Annotated in this window: 14 protein-coding genes; 4 read left to right on the top strand and 10 right to left on the bottom strand. The window is 40.9% G+C overall.

The annotated features are described in order from the left end of the window. Positions 1-2: 2 nt before the first annotated feature. Complete coding sequence (locus tag NY014_RS10085; RefSeq protein ID WP_259414465.1) at positions 3-341, bottom strand: tRNA-binding protein; 339 nt, start codon at positions 339-341, stop codon at positions 3-5. Positions 342-501: 160 nt separating this feature from the next. On the opposite strand from NY014_RS10085, the gene NY014_RS10090 reads away from it, so the two are divergent. Then, complete coding sequence (locus NY014_RS10090; protein ID WP_259414466.1) at positions 502-777, top strand: hypothetical protein; 276 nt, start codon at positions 502-504, stop codon at positions 775-777. A 106-nt stretch (positions 778-883) separates the two neighbouring features. On the opposite strand, the gene NY014_RS10095 is transcribed toward NY014_RS10090, so the two are convergent. From NY014_RS10095 to NY014_RS10120, 6 genes are all read right to left on the bottom strand, one after another. Further along, positions 884-1,618, bottom strand: a complete 735-nt coding sequence (locus tag NY014_RS10095) for a 1-(5-phosphoribosyl)-5-[(5-phosphoribosylamino)methylideneamino]imidazole-4-carboxamide isomerase (RefSeq protein ID WP_259414467.1) — start codon at positions 1,616-1,618, stop codon at positions 884-886. A gap of 165 nt (positions 1,619-1,783) precedes the next feature. Next, complete coding sequence (locus NY014_RS10100) at positions 1,784-2,839, bottom strand: WD40/YVTN/BNR-like repeat-containing protein (RefSeq protein WP_259414468.1); 1,056 nt, start codon at positions 2,837-2,839, stop codon at positions 1,784-1,786. Continuing rightward, positions 2,826-3,740 (bottom strand): hydroxypyruvate isomerase family protein, encoded by a 915-nt coding sequence (locus tag NY014_RS10105; protein ID WP_259414469.1) that lies wholly within the window; start codon positions 3,738-3,740, stop codon positions 2,826-2,828. Before NY014_RS10105 ends, NY014_RS10100 begins: the two co-directional genes overlap by 14 nt. Positions 3,741-3,743: 3 nt before the next feature. Further along, complete coding sequence (locus NY014_RS10110) at positions 3,744-5,060, bottom strand: Gfo/Idh/MocA family protein (RefSeq protein ID WP_435520620.1); 1,317 nt, start codon at positions 5,058-5,060, stop codon at positions 3,744-3,746. A gap of 12 nt (positions 5,061-5,072) precedes the next feature. After that, positions 5,073-6,038 (bottom strand): formylglycine-generating enzyme family protein, encoded by a 966-nt coding sequence (locus NY014_RS10115; protein WP_259414470.1) that lies wholly within the window; start codon positions 6,036-6,038, stop codon positions 5,073-5,075. 18 nt (positions 6,039-6,056) lie between these two features. Further along, positions 6,057-6,710, bottom strand: coding sequence for a Tll0287-like domain-containing protein (locus NY014_RS10120; protein WP_259414471.1), 654 nt, complete (start codon positions 6,708-6,710; stop codon positions 6,057-6,059). Between the two features lie 142 nt (positions 6,711-6,852). On the opposite strand from NY014_RS10120, the gene NY014_RS10125 reads away from it, so the two are divergent. Both NY014_RS10125 and NY014_RS10130 read left to right on the top strand, forming a co-directional pair. Then, positions 6,853-9,663, top strand: coding sequence for a YCF48-related protein (locus NY014_RS10125; protein ID WP_259414472.1), 2,811 nt, complete (start codon positions 6,853-6,855; stop codon positions 9,661-9,663). Between the two features lie 216 nt (positions 9,664-9,879). Next, positions 9,880-11,112 carry a cystathionine gamma-synthase family protein gene (locus NY014_RS10130; RefSeq protein ID WP_259414473.1) on the top strand — a complete coding sequence of 411 codons (1,233 nt, stop codon included), beginning with the start codon at positions 9,880-9,882 and terminating at the stop codon, positions 11,110-11,112. A gap of 19 nt (positions 11,113-11,131) precedes the next feature. On the opposite strand, the gene NY014_RS10135 is transcribed toward NY014_RS10130, so the two are convergent. Both NY014_RS10135 and prfA read right to left on the bottom strand, forming a co-directional pair. Next, complete coding sequence (locus tag NY014_RS10135) at positions 11,132-11,656, bottom strand: GNAT family N-acetyltransferase (RefSeq protein WP_259414474.1); 525 nt, start codon at positions 11,654-11,656, stop codon at positions 11,132-11,134. An 84-nt stretch (positions 11,657-11,740) separates the two neighbouring features. Next, a complete protein-coding gene (gene prfA / locus NY014_RS10140; RefSeq protein ID WP_259414475.1) occupies positions 11,741-12,817 on the bottom strand; it encodes a peptide chain release factor 1 in 1,077 nt (358 codons plus the stop codon). Between the two features lie 116 nt (positions 12,818-12,933). Here prfA and NY014_RS10145 point away from each other — a divergent pair, with 116 nt between their 5' ends. Continuing rightward, entirely contained in the window at positions 12,934-13,170 is a 237-nt protein-coding gene (locus tag NY014_RS10145; protein WP_259414476.1) for a Kazal-type serine protease inhibitor family protein, read from the top strand. Between the two features lie 24 nt (positions 13,171-13,194). Here NY014_RS10145 and glmS read toward each other — a convergent pair whose 3' ends face one another. Next, positions 13,195-15,036: a glutamine--fructose-6-phosphate transaminase (isomerizing) gene (gene glmS, locus NY014_RS10150; RefSeq protein ID WP_259414477.1), complete on the bottom strand. Its 1,842-nt coding sequence runs from the start codon at positions 15,034-15,036 to the stop codon at positions 13,195-13,197. Between the last annotated feature and the right edge of the window lie 28 nt (positions 15,037-15,064).

The following is a 15,064-nucleotide window of genomic DNA, read 5'->3' on the forward strand; positions in this document are numbered from 1 at the left end:
ACTTAAAATAATTTGGCCCCATTTGGGATTTTTCGTTCAACAGTAATAAGGACTACCCGACCTTGTTCATCAGGAAATCCAGTAATCAAAACTTCAGACATAAAGTCTGCAATTTGTCGAGGTTTAAAATTTACTACACAAACCACTTGGCGCCCTATTAATTCTTCAGGGGAATAAAGGTCTGTGATCTGAGCAGAGGATTTTTTAATCTCTAGTTCGGCACCCAAATCAACCCAAATTTTATACGCCGGTTTTCTGGCTTTTTCAAAATTTTCAACTCGAATTATGGTACCCGCGCGAAACTCTAATTTGGCGAAATCTTCGTAGTCAATCGTTTGCATAGACAATTTTTTTATTAATTTTAGAAACCTTTTACAAAACTCTCAGTTTAAAACAGGTAAGCTCTACTTAAAGATGTCAAGAAAATCAATATTTTCTTTTTCCAAAGTTGGATTCTTCCTCTGTTCCCTTTTGGGTTTCTGTCTTTTGTCAGAAAAATCTATGGCTCAGACGGAACAAGATAAGCCAATTATGGAAAATAGTCGTCCCCAAGACAAGGTAATTCTCGAAGAGGATTTGGGACTGCATCACGAGCCTTTAATCACTCCAAATGCAGCCAAGCCTAATCAGGAGTCAAAAAACATCTCACCTCTTATCCCTTCTACGCCTATCCGAAGGGAAGTCGTGATCGGACCAGAAGGAAAGAAAACAGAAACTCCTTCTACCTTGTCATTTAATATTTTCCTATACGTATTGGAAAAATTCAAAGCGAATTAATTTGTGTTTTCTTAATAAATAAAAAGGGACCTTCTTATACGGTCCCTTTTTTATGCAATTTGGTTAGATATTTCGGCTAATGCTTTGCCTCTCTAATGAATAAAAATCATCCTTCTTGTAGGAACTTTTCTAAATCATTTAGAGAGATTTTCCCTTCGAAATAGGCTCTTCCAAATACAGCCGAATGAACTCCCATATCCCGAAGTGCTCTAAAATCATCGATTCCTCGAACTCCCCCACTTGCTGCTAACTGAATAGAGGAGAATTTCTCCAGAATACTTTTATACAAATCAAAATTAGGCCCTTCCATTACGCCATCCCGTGTCACATCTGATACTTTGAGGTACTTCAATCCACGATCATAGAAGAATTGAATATGATCGTAAAGGTCAATACTGGTTTTCTTCAGCCAACCTCTGATTTTGATTTTATGGTCTGTAGGATTGGTATCTGCCGCCAGGTTTATTTTTTCCCGTCCATAAGAAAGGATGAATTGAGCAAATCGCTCTGGATAATTGGCTGCAGCTGAAGAGATGGTTACTGTTTTAGCTCCAAACTCAAAGCATTTGATTACATCTCCATCGGTGGAAACCCCTCCAGTGAAATCAACTTTGAGATTGGTATATCCTGCTATCGCTTCCAGTATGTGGTAATTCTTGGGTTCTCCTCGTCTCGCTCCATCCAAGTCAACAAGGTGAAGCCTTTTAATTCCAATGGATTCAAATTCTTGGGCAATTCCCAAAGGATTGGATGATACCACCTCCTCGGTAGCAAAATCCCCGCGCTCTAGGCGCACACATTTGCCATTGATCAACCAAATAGATGGTATTATTTCAAACATAATTAGTTGTTATTGAGGTGATTTATAATTTAAGCATTAAAAATTTGAATCCTAAAGATAATACACAAGTAGGCTACCCTTCCAAAATCTTCCTCAAAACTTTACATTTTTTTAAACAAAAAGCCCCGAATTATAGGATTTCCTTACCTAGTCATCTATTATTTTTCAAAATATCAATTTTGCCACTTTCCCTTTAGCTCCGGAAGCCCAGACACTTTCTCCATTCCTACTTTTGAAAACTGCGTGAAAACCTTCCGATGAAAACTTTTGCCAGAAACCTCCTCCATTTTCAGAATAATCCGATCCAGATGGTCCAACTGCAATCAACCAAGAGTTTTTCGAGAAGTAGGTTATTCCAGATCTATATCCTCTTGGTGAAGTATCCTTTTTCTCCTTCCAAGCCTTTGTATTTTTATCAAAAACTCCCCAATTCTTATCAGTATCCTCAGGCTTCAAATAATCCCCACCAACAACCACTATTTCCTCATTATCAACCTCTACAAGCGAAAATATTCCTTGTGATGATTCACCCTGAATAATTGGTGTGGAATACCGAAACCAAGTTTTACCACGGTCTGGAGAATGATGTAGAAAGGAATAACTTCCACCAGTCCCCAACCAAATATCATCCCCCCTTGCAGAAAGTGAGCTAGCCGAAGCTGCAAAACCAGCCTCTCCCTCTTCTGCTTTCGGCAAGGAATCTAATAATGTCCAAGTATTTCCTTGATCCAAAGTTTCATAGATCATCCATAACCCGTCTACTGGATCGCCAAAAACATAGCCTCGGTTTTCATCTGCAAAACTGATCCCATCAAAAAATGCCTGTTCAGATTCTGCAAGTTTCAATTCCCAGTTCTTACCTCCATCTGAAGTTTTATAGATTTGGGCAGGCTGCCCAGCTGTAACGGCGATTGCATTTTCAGCATCGAAGGCATGAATAGAACGGAAATCAACCGTATCCATTCCTCCGATTACTCCGGTTTCCCAAGTCTCTCCTCCGTCTACAGTCCTTAACCAAGTTCCTCCAGAACCGCTAGCCCAAGCAACTTCATCCGAGACAGGGCTAAGCCCTCTGAGCGATGCTTCAGTGGGGGTATTAAAAATCTTCCAATCTGTTGGCTTGGAAGTAACTTCGGCTTCTTTTTGACTTTGGCAAGAAAAGGCCCCAACCAGAAATCCAATTTCCAGTAAGATGATTAAGGCTTTTTTAACTTTTAACATCTACTTTTCGATAGGCATCAATCAATGCTAATTCGCCCTCTTTACCCGCTTGAGCATTCCCATGCTCCATACCCAAAATCCCCTTGAATCCTTTTTTATGGATATATTCAAATACATTTTGGTAGTTTATCTCACCAGTCCCCGGTTCTTTTCTACCTGGATTATCTCCGATTTGAATGTAAGCGATTTCATCCCAAGTTTTTTCCATGGTAGCGATGAGATTCCCCTCGTTTCTTTGCATGTGATAGATATCGTAAAGGATTTTGCAGGAAGGACTCCCTACAGCCTGGCAAATCATAAATGTCTGATCAGCATGTCGCAAAAAGAGATCAGGATTGTCACTCAAAGGCTCCATCACCATGGTCAGTCCATGAGGTTCGAATATCTCAGCTCCCCGCTTCATAGCCTCAATAACATTCGCTGTTTGAATTCCAAGAGGTAAATTCCGCTCAAAATATCCAGGAACAACCGTCATCCATTTAGCATTTACTCGCTTGGCGGTATCCACAGCGGCACGACAAGTCTTGAGAAAATTATCCATAAACTCCTGCTTGCCTGTAGCCAAGGAAACCTTCCAATTATCTCCTCCATCAATCACAAAGACACCCATTCGCATGCCCAATTCATCCAAGGTCTTTCCTATTTGCTCCTGAACTTCCACGGGTCGCTGAAGCATTCCATTGTCTTCAAAAGATCGAAAACCCTGATCTGCCATGAATTTAAGTTCGTCAATTATTCCTCCAGGAGCATGATTTTTAAACATGCCAAAATGTGGAGCAAAATCCAGGGTAAAAGCATCAGCCTTCTTTTTATCAAGGGAACTTGGGAAGGCCAAGCCCCCGGAAACACCCATCAAAGCACCGCTTAATCCTACTTTTTTTATAAATCCTCTTCTTTTCATGGCTTAAATCACTTTAGTTTTTCCTGGAATGGCATGCGGATAATATCCATCCTCATTTGGAAGGATTTTAGGAAGAGCATCCCAAGCAAGTTCATCTGGGAATAGATCTACTGTACCATTCAGAGCTTCATCCCAAGTAATGACTTTTCCGGAATAGGTTGCATAGCGCCCCATAATGGATGTCATGGTGCTTTTTGCGGCATTTTCGGCATCCGCAAATTTGTACTCTCCATTGACCAGAGCAGCCCAAAGCTCATCATGCTCTTGTTGATAAGGATTTGGATTATTTTCTCGGTCATGCGTATAAAGGGCATTTCCCTTCCAATCTGTCAAGTTTCCATGATTTCCAGCACTGAGATAGGCCGTACCTTTTGTTCCTTGAAAAGTTTCATCCACTCGATTGGCTGCTCCTGGAAAATGTCGGCATTCACTATGGATAACTGAGCCATCTTCGTAGGTAAAGGTCAATACATGATGATCAAAGATCTCACCATGATCTTTTCCAGTACGGACTAATCTTCCCCCGGTACCTTCTGCTTTTACAGGATATCCCTGCTTTACCCAGTTGGCCACATCAATGTTATGCACATGTTGTTCAGTAATGTGATCCCCACAAAGCCAATTGAAATAATACCAATTTCGCATTTGGTACTCCATCTCAGTTTGGCCTGGCTGACGTTCTCGTACCCATACACCCCCATCATTCCAATACACCTGACCTCCAATAATGTCTCCGATTTCTCCATCATGAATTCTTCGAATCGTTTCCCGGTAATTGTTTTGGTAATGCCGCTGTAAACCAACCACCACATTCAATTTCTTAGCCTTGGCTTCTTCAGCTGCTGCCAAAACACGACGAATCCCAGGAGCATCAGTTGCCACAGGCTTTTCCATAAAAATCTGTTTGCCTTGACGAACTGCCTCCTCAAAGTGACTTGGCCTAAATCCTGGAGGTGTTGCCAAAATCACCACATCCGCCTCTGCAATAGCATGCTTGTAGGCATCGAATCCTACAAATTGTTTTTCTTGGGGAACCTGAACTTTTTCAGGACCATATTTCGCCAAAATAGGCTTTAGGCTATTTTCCAATCGGTCCTGAAAGGCATCCGCCATGGCTACGAGTTTTATTGGATGCCCTGTTTCAAACGCTTGAAAAACTGCTCCAGTACCTCTACCCCCACATCCAATCAAAGCTAGTTTCAGGTGATTATCAGGAGCAGCATAAGCTCCTGGTGTTGTAAATGGAGAAGTCATCAGTCCTCCTGCTACTAGGGCAGAACTTTTGATAAAGGTGCGTCGGGATGAGTCTGTTTTCATCATGTTATTTTAGGTTTAATAGTCATCGATTGGTGCTTGCCCATAATAGGCCTTGATTTCTTCCTCACTGGGTGGATTTAATGGGCGAACAAGTCTGATTCCCAGAAATGGAGCCTCTGGAAACCACCATTGGCTCTTTGGAATCTGAGGGTCAATCTGTTTCCATTTAGGATCACTGACAAATCTTCGGGTAGAACTGATTTCATTAGCTGAATGCTTAAAACTTCCTCCACGGACAACCCGAGGATATAGATTCAAAGAGGGATTAATCGGGTTTTCTTTGGGAGAGCTTTTATAATATTCCGGATCATATTGATCGGAAGTCCATTCCAAGACATTCCCATATATGTCATACAAACCCCAAGGATTCGGTTTTTTCTGGCCTACTTGCTGAGTGGTTTCATTTGAATTCTCTTTTGTCCAAGCATAATCAGACAAAAGATTAGAATCTTCTCCAAAAAAATATGGGGTATTTGATCCGGCTTTAGCGGCATATTCCCACTCCGCTTCAGTAGGTAATCGGTAAAAAAATCCAGTCTTAAGATATAACCAATGACAGAATTGAATGGCCCCATACTGAGTCATTCCAACGGCAGGCTTTCCTTCCTTTCCCATCCCAAAAGTCATATCCAAATAAGGTAAAGAGGGACGGGAAAGCCCATCTACACGATCCCCGATTGGCTCCTCAGAAATAGCTAATTCATAATTTTTGTCTACAAAAAGCTCAAAAATATCCCATGTTACCTCATGAGTCCCCATCCAAAAAGCATCCAATTCAACCAAATGAGCTGGTTTTTCATCCTCTCTGATGCTTTCATCAGCCCCCATCTCAAAAGACCCTTTAGGAATCGGAGTCATGGAAAAACTCAGGCTTGTACCTGGAATTTTTTGATCATAAGCTTCGAAAGCTTGATTCTTGGAATTCACACTCTCACCTTGGAGAAAAAGGACTAAAGAAAACCAGAAAATAAATTGAATCATGAGCTGGGTAATCAGGGCTTACATTCTTTTTACAACCTCTTTTTTAGGGATTCTTATGGACCACATTCCCCGCAGATCACCAATTTTATGTCCTTTTGCTTTATCCTCAGGATAGAGTTCCTCTAAAACCTTGAGCGTTTCATCATTGATTTCTTTCCCAGGTTCACCATGACAGCTTAGGCAAAGTCCACCCGGTATCACAATCGCTTTTGTGTAAAGGAATTCTTCTCCCTCATTGATTTTCTGAATATTGGGAGAAAGCGGATTCCCATTTTCCACATCGTATTCATAAGTTTCTAGATATCGCTGCTCCATATCAGAAGGTTGATCAGCTGGATTTCGGTAGCGATTAGAAGCTCTCCTGATTTCTACTCCATAAGGCTTTCCTACTTTCTCAAAGATCGGTAAGGCTTGAACATTGCAAAATTCAATAGCTCCTGGAATTCCTTTTTCGGAAATAGCTTGCTGTAATTGGCTGACTAATTGTTGCTGTGCCTCCATACTGATAGAATCTCCCCAAACCATTGCTTCATCAATGATTTCCGCTTCGCTGAGTTTTTTGATTTCCATCGCCTCATTCACCTCCTCAAAAACTTCTTTGGAGACTCGTTCGCCTCCTCCACAGGAACTTAAAAACACCGATATTCCAACAATTGAAAATATTTTTCTCATTATGAATTACATTTTGAATAAGCTAAATCTACTAATCAATCGGCATAAATGGTAGCAATGAAGCGAATTGGTTTACTCATCTCAAAGCAAACTTTGACAAGTGAGGAAATCACTTAATTTTGTTTATATAGAATTCATTACAATGAAAAGATTTGGCCTAGCCCTATTTTTTATTTTTTTATCTGCAAGTCTAACAGCACAAACTTGGACCCGAATGCAAGGCTGGGGTTTGGACCTTTCAGCAATTTTTTGGACCGATAATCTACACGGGGTAGCAGGTGGTGAAAATTTACTTATTGAAAGTAAGGATGGAGGACAAACTTGGAGTGAAATACCCATTCAGTTTGAAGGGAATATCCTAGCTATTCACATCAATTCCGAATTAGAAGGATTTGCTGTTGGGGAAGGAGGACTGATTTTTAGAACTACTGATGGAGGAGAAAACTGGGAGTCTCAAAAAATCACTTTTTCAGATGATTGGAAGGAAGTGCTATTTAATGGCGATGATACCTGGATTTTAATTGGAAATAGCGGATTGATCATTCGGAGCAGGGATTTTGGAGAGAATTGGGAGGATATTTCTCCATCGCCAAAGAATGAAATCTATGGAGGGAATTTTGCGAATTCTGACTCTCTTTTCTTAGTTGGCAGCCAAGGCCTAATTCTCCGAAGCTGGGATCAAGGGGATCTTTTTGAAATTCAATCTAGTGGTACAAGCTCTAATTTATTTGGGATTGCATTTTCATCTAGACAGGTGGGCTATGCCGTAGGTGAAAATGGGGCAATCTTAAAAACGCTGGATTTTGGAAATACTTGGACTCCCTTAAATTCAGGTATGACAAAAACCCTCAAAAAGATCGCAATTTCACCGCTTGATTCCAGGATTTTTACCGCAGTTGGAGATGAAGCTGGCGCCATACGATCAACAAATGAGGGGGCTACTTTTTCCATAGCCAATCTGGGAAGTGGAAATAATCGAAACCTTTCAGATTTAGCTTATATACCCAACTCAAATATAGTTTGGGCTGTTGGGGAAACCGGATATGTCATTTCCTCGACAAATGCAGGAGCCTCATACACACAGCGCCAAGCTGGTCAGGCTATCGATTTTTTAGAAGTTGATTTTAAATCCGACCGGTATGGGCTAATTGGAGGAGAGGAAGGAAAAGTATTTGTTACATCCAATTTTGCCCAGAGCTTAGTTGAAAGACCAATTCCAGAATCCTCCACGATCAAAGGTTTGAGTTTTTGGAATGGCTCTTTTGGGTATGTTTCTACCGAGAGCTCAAAAATCTATCGGACCACAAATGCTGGAAGTACTTGGCTTGATGTAACTCCTCCACAAAGAAATGTGATAAATGGATTCTATCTTTTCGCTCCATCTGTTTTTTATGTAGCAGGAAATGATGGTTTTGTTGCTAGTTCCTTCAATTCTGGAGACAGTTGGAATGACCTCCCAACGACAGATACAGACAAAGCCTTTAAGGCGGTAATGTTTTTTGATTTTGTCTTTGGGATTGCAATTGGGGATGATGGAGAAATTTCTTTTTCGGCTGGGGGAATTCAATGGGCCAGTATGGATTCGCCCACCACAGAAGATTTAAATGGACTTGCCAAACTGGATGAATTCACCGCCATTGTAGTGGGAAATAAAGGAACCATTCTAAAAACAGAAGATAAGGCTACTTCATGGCGGGTTATCGAGACAGATATTTCTGAGGACTTACTTTCAGTCGATTTTTTTGATAATCAATATGGATTCATCTCGGGCAAAAACGGATTAACACTAGCAACCAAAGATGGAGGTGAAACCTGGCAAAAAATTGAAACTGGTACATCAAGAGACCTTCATGGCGTCAGCGCAGGAACTCCACTGATTGCCTATGCGGTCGGGGATGACGGTACCATCTTAAGATATAATTGTACACCGCCAGAAGGTACACTTAGCGAGATTCAAGGGCCTAATGAAACCTGCCTCCAAGCTCAAACCTACCGAATCGAAGATAGTCCTATTCCTGGCTCCTCCATTGTATGGAGAGTAGATGGTGGAGAAATCATTTCAGGTCAAGGAACCTCAGAAATAGAAGTTCAATGGATTGATCCGGGTAGAAAAGGGGTCTTTGTAAGTCGTCAAAATTTCTGCGGAACAGGCGAAACATCTTATATCGAAGTCCTAGTATCTGACCTTCCTCCTCAAAATCTACAAATCGAAGGACAAGGTGCTACCTGTGTTAATCAAACAGAAACTTATTCCCTTCCAAACCTAGAAGGTATAAACTATAACTGGAGTGCTGAAGGAGGAGAAATCATCTCAGGGCAGGGAACTTCAACTGTTGAAATCCTCTGGAATTCTCCAGGATTCACTGAAGTAATTGCAGTTTCCCAAAATACCTGTGGGACGAATCCAGCAATCAAACTTCCTGTACAAATTTCATCCACTCCAGAGCAACCCTCCGAAATTATTGGAGAAACCATCGTTCCACCGGGAGAATTTACTTATCAAATTGAGAATGAGCCTGATCTTAATTATCAATGGTCTATTGATGGAGGCGGACGAATTCTTGGAGGTCAAGGAACAGCTGAAATCCAGGTTCTTTGGGAGGAGGAAGGAGAGTTTATATTATCTGTTTCTGCTCAAAATTCTTGTGATTTCGGGCCAGCTAGAATTTTACCAATTCAGGTAAGTCTGATTACTGCACTTGAACCTTCACCTAATCTAAAAGGGCTGAAAATTTACCCTAATCCAAGTTCGGGGCACCTATATATAGAAGCAGAATTCTTGGATCGTTGGTACCAAGCAGAATTAATTTCAAGTCAAGGGCAAGCCTTAATAAACCAAGAAATTTCCCCTGGTTTGAGAAGGATAGAATTTACTGACTTAAAGCCCGGGATGTATTTTATCCGGTTGCTGGGATCTCAAGATACTTTTGTGAGAAAAATTGTGGTTCATTAGAAAATTTCTTCCTCCGTATAGGATTTTTTTAAAGGTTTGAGAATCGAATCTCTACCAAATTTTATTTGGCAATTAAAAAAGGATATACTTTTTGTTGGGAATATTTAGAATATGTTCCTGAAAATGTAATTTAGACAAAATATTATTAGGATTTAAAATTTGAAAATTCGAAAAAAAATATCCTGATTTGGGTAAAATTTAAACCCAAATATAACCATGAGATCCCTAGCACCTGAAAGCCTCATGATGTCTTATGGCTACCATCCCGAGTGGTCAGAAGGCGCCGTCAAATGTCCCATCTTTCAAACTTCTACTTTCGTCTTCAAAAGTGCCCATGAAGGGAAGGAGTTTTTTGAAATTGCCTACGGTAAACGAGAAAAGTCACCGGGTGAACAGCCGGGATTAATTTATTCCAGATTAAACAATCCTGACCTCCAAATCTTGGAAGAGCGATTGACCCTATGGGATGGAGCGGATGAATGTGCGGTATTTGAAAGCGGCATGTCCGCAATTTCTACCGTATTGCTTGAGTTTTTAAGACCGGGAGATGCTCTATTATATAGCAAGCCAGTCTATGGAGGTACGGATCATTTTATCAACAAAGTACTTCCTCAATACCAAATTCAGGGAGTGGGTTTTACCAATCACATGGATGAAGAAGCATTGGTCTCTTTGGCTGATGGCAAGAATATCCGACTTATATATGTTGAAACCCCTGCAAACCCAACCAATGCACTTTTTGACCTACAGCTTTGTAGAAAAGTAGCAGATCGGCTTAGCACTCCTGAAAAGCCCGTTTATGTAGTAGTTGATAACACCTATATGGGACCACTTTGGCAGCATCCTTTAAAATTGGGAGCTGATTTGGTGGTTTATTCAGCTACCAAATACATTGGAGGGCATTCTGATTTGATTGCGGGAGCTGTACTAGGACGTTCCGAATTAATGGTTCGTGTTAGAACACTACGAACTTTTTTGGGGAATATGGCAGGACCTTGGACAGGTTGGTTGCTGATGCGAAGCTTGGAAACTTTGAAAGTCAGAATGACCCAGCAGGCTCAAAATGCTGAAAAAGTAGCTGACTTCTTGAGAAATCATCCAAAAGTGAGCAAGGTCTATTACCTAGGACATTTAGAAGAGAATGATCCTCAACATGAAATTTTCAAGTATCAATTAAGTTGTGCTGGCGCCATGGTTTCTTTCGATGTAATTGGTGGAGAAGAAGCAGCATTTCGGTTTTTGGATGGATTGAAATTATTCAAACTTGCCGTTTCACTTGGAAGCACAGAATCACTTGCAGAGCATCCGGCGACTATGACTCATAGCGATGTAGATGAAAAAGACCGAGCTGAAATAGGAATTTCCGAAAACCTTGTTCGCTTATCAATCGGAGTAGAATACTATGAAGATCTTATTTGGGATATTTCCAATGCCTTAGATAAGGCCTAAAATTAAAAAGGCGGGGATTTTATTCCTCGCCTCTTACTTTTACATATTGGAAAATATCCCCAATGCTTCCTCGTTTGATATAAGCTTTTTTAAGAATGGCTTCAGGCACATACCCTGCTTTTTCCAACACATGCATGGATTCCCCATTGTAATCATATACTTGAGCAAAAATTCGCTGCACATCAAAACGCTCGAATAGGTAATTGGTATATAGCTTGATTGCTTCTGTCGCAATTCCTTTGCCCCAGAAAGGTTCACCAATCCAAAAGCCCAATTCTACGTTGGTGCTGAGTTCATCCTTCCCACGTTCTGAGCCTATAGCTCCAGCAAGTTTGCCTTCAAACTCAATCGCAAAATTTTGAGGAGGATTAAATTTTTGGTTATGCTCAATCCAATGGCGCGCATCATGAATCGTATAAGGTTGCGGGAAGCTATCCCGGAGATTCATAGCTATTTTGGGATTATTGGCCAAAGGGTAAAGCTGATGAAAATGAGTTTCATTCCAATTGACCAAATTAATTTCTCTTTCTCCTGCTAATATCATAAAAACAAATCCTATCAATAAGTAAGATAAGTAGCTATCTCACCAATCTACAAAAATACCTACACATTTATGCAAATGGTCGATTTATTCTTCTAAGCCAGAATTTTGCATCTTTTCCAGATTCTCAGCTAATCGAAGAGCTGAAATAAATTCCTCGATATGACCATCCATTACTTCGGGAAGATTATAAACGGTTTTATTAATCCTGTGGTCTGTAACCCTAGATTGAGGGTAATTATAGGTTCGGATTTTATCGGATCTATCTCCACTTCCTACCATGGATTTTCGCTGAGCTCCAACTGACTCATTATGCTTAGCTAATTCTATCTCATACAAACGTGAACGGAGTACTTTCAGCGCCTTTTCAAAGTTTTTGATCTGAGATTTTTCATCCTGGCAAGTAACGACCAGACCCGTCGGATTATGGGTCAACCGTACCGCTGAATAAGTAGTATTGACCGATTGTCCACCCGGACCTGATGAACAATAGGTGTCCTTCCGAATATCATTCATGTCCAAATGAACTTCGACCTCATCCATTTCCGGCAAAACTGCAACTGATGCTGCTGAGGTATGAACCCTTCCTTGGGATTCGGTAGCCGGTACTCGCTGAACTCTATGAACGCCTGATTCATATTTTAGCATCCCATAGACATCTTCACCAGAGACTGTAGCAATGATTTCTTTATAGCCTCCTGCCGAACCGAAGGTCAAATCCAAAACCGTCAATTTCCAGCCCTGCATTTCGCAGAATCGCTGATACATCCTGAATAAATCACCGGCAAAAATCGCCGCCTCATCTCCACCAGTTCCTCCACGGATTTCCAAAATACAATCCTTGGAATCATTCGGATCTTTGGGAATAAGCAATTGCTTCAAATGTTCCTCTAATTCAACTTTCCTTTCCTTGAGCTCCTCCAATTCGGCCTTTGCCATCTCTCGAAAATCAGGTTCTTTTTCCTTCTCAAGGATTTCCTTGGAACTATCAATATTTTCTAATACCAGCTTGTATTCATCATAAGCTTTGACAACCTTTTCCAAGTCCTTGTATTCCTTGGTAAGCTTTGTGTACTTACTCATATCGGACATGGTGTCCGGTTGGATCAAAAGTTGTCCTACTTCTTCAAATCGATCCTTAAGTGCTTGTAATTTATCCAGCATATTTCTTTGTTCGCTTCGCAAAAGTAAGGATTAATTCTCTCTTCAGTTGATAAGGCGGCATCCCTGCTGTATCATTTCTGGCGAATCTTTCGTTTACGGTTTGTAAATTTATCAACATGAAAGCTTTCCGCATTTCAGTATTTCTTTTTCTAGCTGTTGGCTTTTCCCAATGTTCGGAAGACACACAACTTCATGATTGCATCGACGAGTCAAAAATCAACTTAGATGCAGCTTGTATCACACTGTATGCACCTGTTTGTGGATGTGATGGCAAAATATACAGTAATGAATGCGTAGCAATCAATTCAGGTGTGACCTCCTTTACCCAAGGAGCATGTGATGAAAAAAATTAAGGCCCTGTTTCCAGGGCCTTTCTATTATTCTACTGTTACAGATTTTGCCAAGTTCCTCGGCTGATCCACATTACATCCTCGCATTACTGCGATATGATAAGAAAGCAATTGCAATGGCACCACCGCAACTAATGGAGCAAAGGCTTCATGAGTTTCTGGGATTTCAATAACGTGGTCTGCCATATTTTTTACCTGGGTATCTCCTTCAGTCACTACAGCAATCACTTTACCTTTTCTTGCTTTAACTTCCTGAATATTACTGATCACCTTTTCATAGGAGCTATCCTGTGTAGCAATGAAAATCACAGGCATTTCCTCATCAATCAAAGCGATCGGGCCGTGCTTCATTTCTGCGGCAGGATATCCTTCTGCATGGATATAGGAAATTTCCTTCAACTTCAAGGCTCCTTCCAAAGCAACTGGGAAGTTATATCCGCGTCCTAGGTATAGCGCATTTCGAACATCCTTGTATTCACCAGCGATATACTTGATAACCTCATTGGTTTCCAAGGCCTTTTCAACTTTGCCAGGTATCGCCTCCAATTCATGCAATAATTGGATGTATTTCCCTTCTGGTAAAGTTCCACGATGATAGCCTAACTTCAGTGCCATCATAGCCAATACAGAGATTTGCGCAGTGAAAGCCTTGGTAGAGGCAACACCAATCTCTGGACCGGCATGCGTGTAAGAACCTGCATGAGTAGCTCTCGGAATAGATGAACCCACGACATTACATACCCCAAAGATGGTAGCGCCTTTTGATTTGGCTAATTCAATCGCAGCAAGCGTATCAGCAGTTTCTCCGGATTGAGAAATGGCAATCACAAAATCGCGATCATTGATCACTGGATTTCTGTATCGGAATTCAGAAGCGTATTCCACTTCAACAGGTACGCGAGCAAATTCCTCAAATAGATATTCCGCTACCAATCCAGCATGCCAGGATGTACCACAAGCTGTAATGATAATTCGCTCTGCATTTTGGAACTTATTCATGTAATCCCTCAAGCCTCCCAATACCAATCTTCCTGACTTGGCATCCAATCGGCCACGAAGACAATCTGCAATGGATTTAGGCTGCTCGTAGATTTCTTTTAGCATAAAGTGGTCATAGCCACCTTTTTCGATTGCTTCAAGCTCCAACTCCAATTGATTGATATATGGGTTGGTTTCTACATTTTCGATGGTTTTTACCTGAAGTCGATTATTTCGAATAACTGCAATTTCGTAATCATCCAAATACACCACCTTATTGGTATACTCGATAATGGGAGTAGCATCAGAAGCTAAAAAGTACTCATCTTCTCCAACACCGATTACCAAAGGAGAGCCTTTTCTCGCTGCAATTAGAGTATCCGGTTCTTCCAAATTGATAAGCACAATCGCATAAGCTCCTACTACTTTATGAAGGGCAAGGCGAAGCGCCTCTTCCAAAGAGCAGTTATTGTGCAACTGAATATCTTCAATGAATTTGATAAAGACCTCAGTATCTGTCTCTGATTGGAAAGTATAACCTTTCTGAAGCAGGTCTTTTTTCAACACCTCATAATTCTCAATAATCCCATTGTGGATCATCGCAAGTTTTTCAGAAGAAGAATAATGAGGGTGGGCATTTACATCGTTTGGCTCACCGTGAGTAGCCCAGCGAGTATGGCCAATTCCAATTTTCGAATGGATTTCACCATTGGATTCAAGGTGCTTTTCAAGTTCGGAAACCTTGCCTTTCTTTTTGTAAATGCTAAGCCCATTTTGGTCTAGCAAGGCAACCCCAGCACTGTCATACCCCCGATACTCTAGTCTTTTTAGTCCTTTGATAATGATGGGCAAAGCTTCTTGCTGCCCCACATATGCAACAATTCCACACATATTGAAAAATTCTTTTAGTTTTCTAGAA

This window comes from Algoriphagus limi, from assembly GCF_024919275.1.
Taxonomy (GTDB): Bacteria; Bacteroidota; Bacteroidia; order Cytophagales; family Cyclobacteriaceae; genus Algoriphagus; species Algoriphagus limi.

What these genes read in the sequence shown, in the direction of transcription:
- NY014_RS10085 (WP_259414465.1), bottom strand. Translation starts at nt 341, where the DNA reads ATGCAAACGATTGACTACGAAGATTTCGCCAAATTAGAGTTTCGCGCG.
- NY014_RS10090 (WP_259414466.1), top strand. Translation starts at nt 502, where the DNA reads ATGGCTCAGACGGAACAAGATAAGCCAATTATGGAAAATAGTCGTCCC.
- NY014_RS10095 (WP_259414467.1), bottom strand. Translation starts at nt 1,618, where the DNA reads ATGTTTGAAATAATACCATCTATTTGGTTGATCAATGGCAAATGTGTG.
- NY014_RS10100 (WP_259414468.1), bottom strand. Translation starts at nt 2,839, where the DNA reads ATGTTAAAAGTTAAAAAAGCCTTAATCATCTTACTGGAAATTGGATTT.
- NY014_RS10105 (WP_259414469.1), bottom strand. Translation starts at nt 3,740, where the DNA reads ATGAAAAGAAGAGGATTTATAAAAAAAGTAGGATTAAGCGGTGCTTTG.
- NY014_RS10110 (WP_435520620.1), bottom strand. Translation starts at nt 5,060, where the DNA reads ATGATGAAAACAGACTCATCCCGACGCACCTTTATCAAAAGTTCTGCC.
- NY014_RS10115 (WP_259414470.1), bottom strand. Translation starts at nt 6,038, where the DNA reads ATGATTCAATTTATTTTCTGGTTTTCTTTAGTCCTTTTTCTCCAAGGT.
- NY014_RS10120 (WP_259414471.1), bottom strand. Translation starts at nt 6,710, where the DNA reads ATGAGAAAAATATTTTCAATTGTTGGAATATCGGTGTTTTTAAGTTCC.
- NY014_RS10125 (WP_259414472.1), top strand. Translation starts at nt 6,853, where the DNA reads ATGAAAAGATTTGGCCTAGCCCTATTTTTTATTTTTTTATCTGCAAGT.
- NY014_RS10130 (WP_259414473.1), top strand. Translation starts at nt 9,880, where the DNA reads ATGAGATCCCTAGCACCTGAAAGCCTCATGATGTCTTATGGCTACCAT.
- NY014_RS10135 (WP_259414474.1), bottom strand. Translation starts at nt 11,656, where the DNA reads ATGATATTAGCAGGAGAAAGAGAAATTAATTTGGTCAATTGGAATGAA.
- prfA (WP_259414475.1), bottom strand. Translation starts at nt 12,817, where the DNA reads ATGCTGGATAAATTACAAGCACTTAAGGATCGATTTGAAGAAGTAGGA.
- NY014_RS10145 (WP_259414476.1), top strand. Translation starts at nt 12,934, where the DNA reads ATGAAAGCTTTCCGCATTTCAGTATTTCTTTTTCTAGCTGTTGGCTTT.
- glmS (WP_259414477.1), bottom strand. Translation starts at nt 15,036, where the DNA reads ATGTGTGGAATTGTTGCATATGTGGGGCAGCAAGAAGCTTTGCCCATC.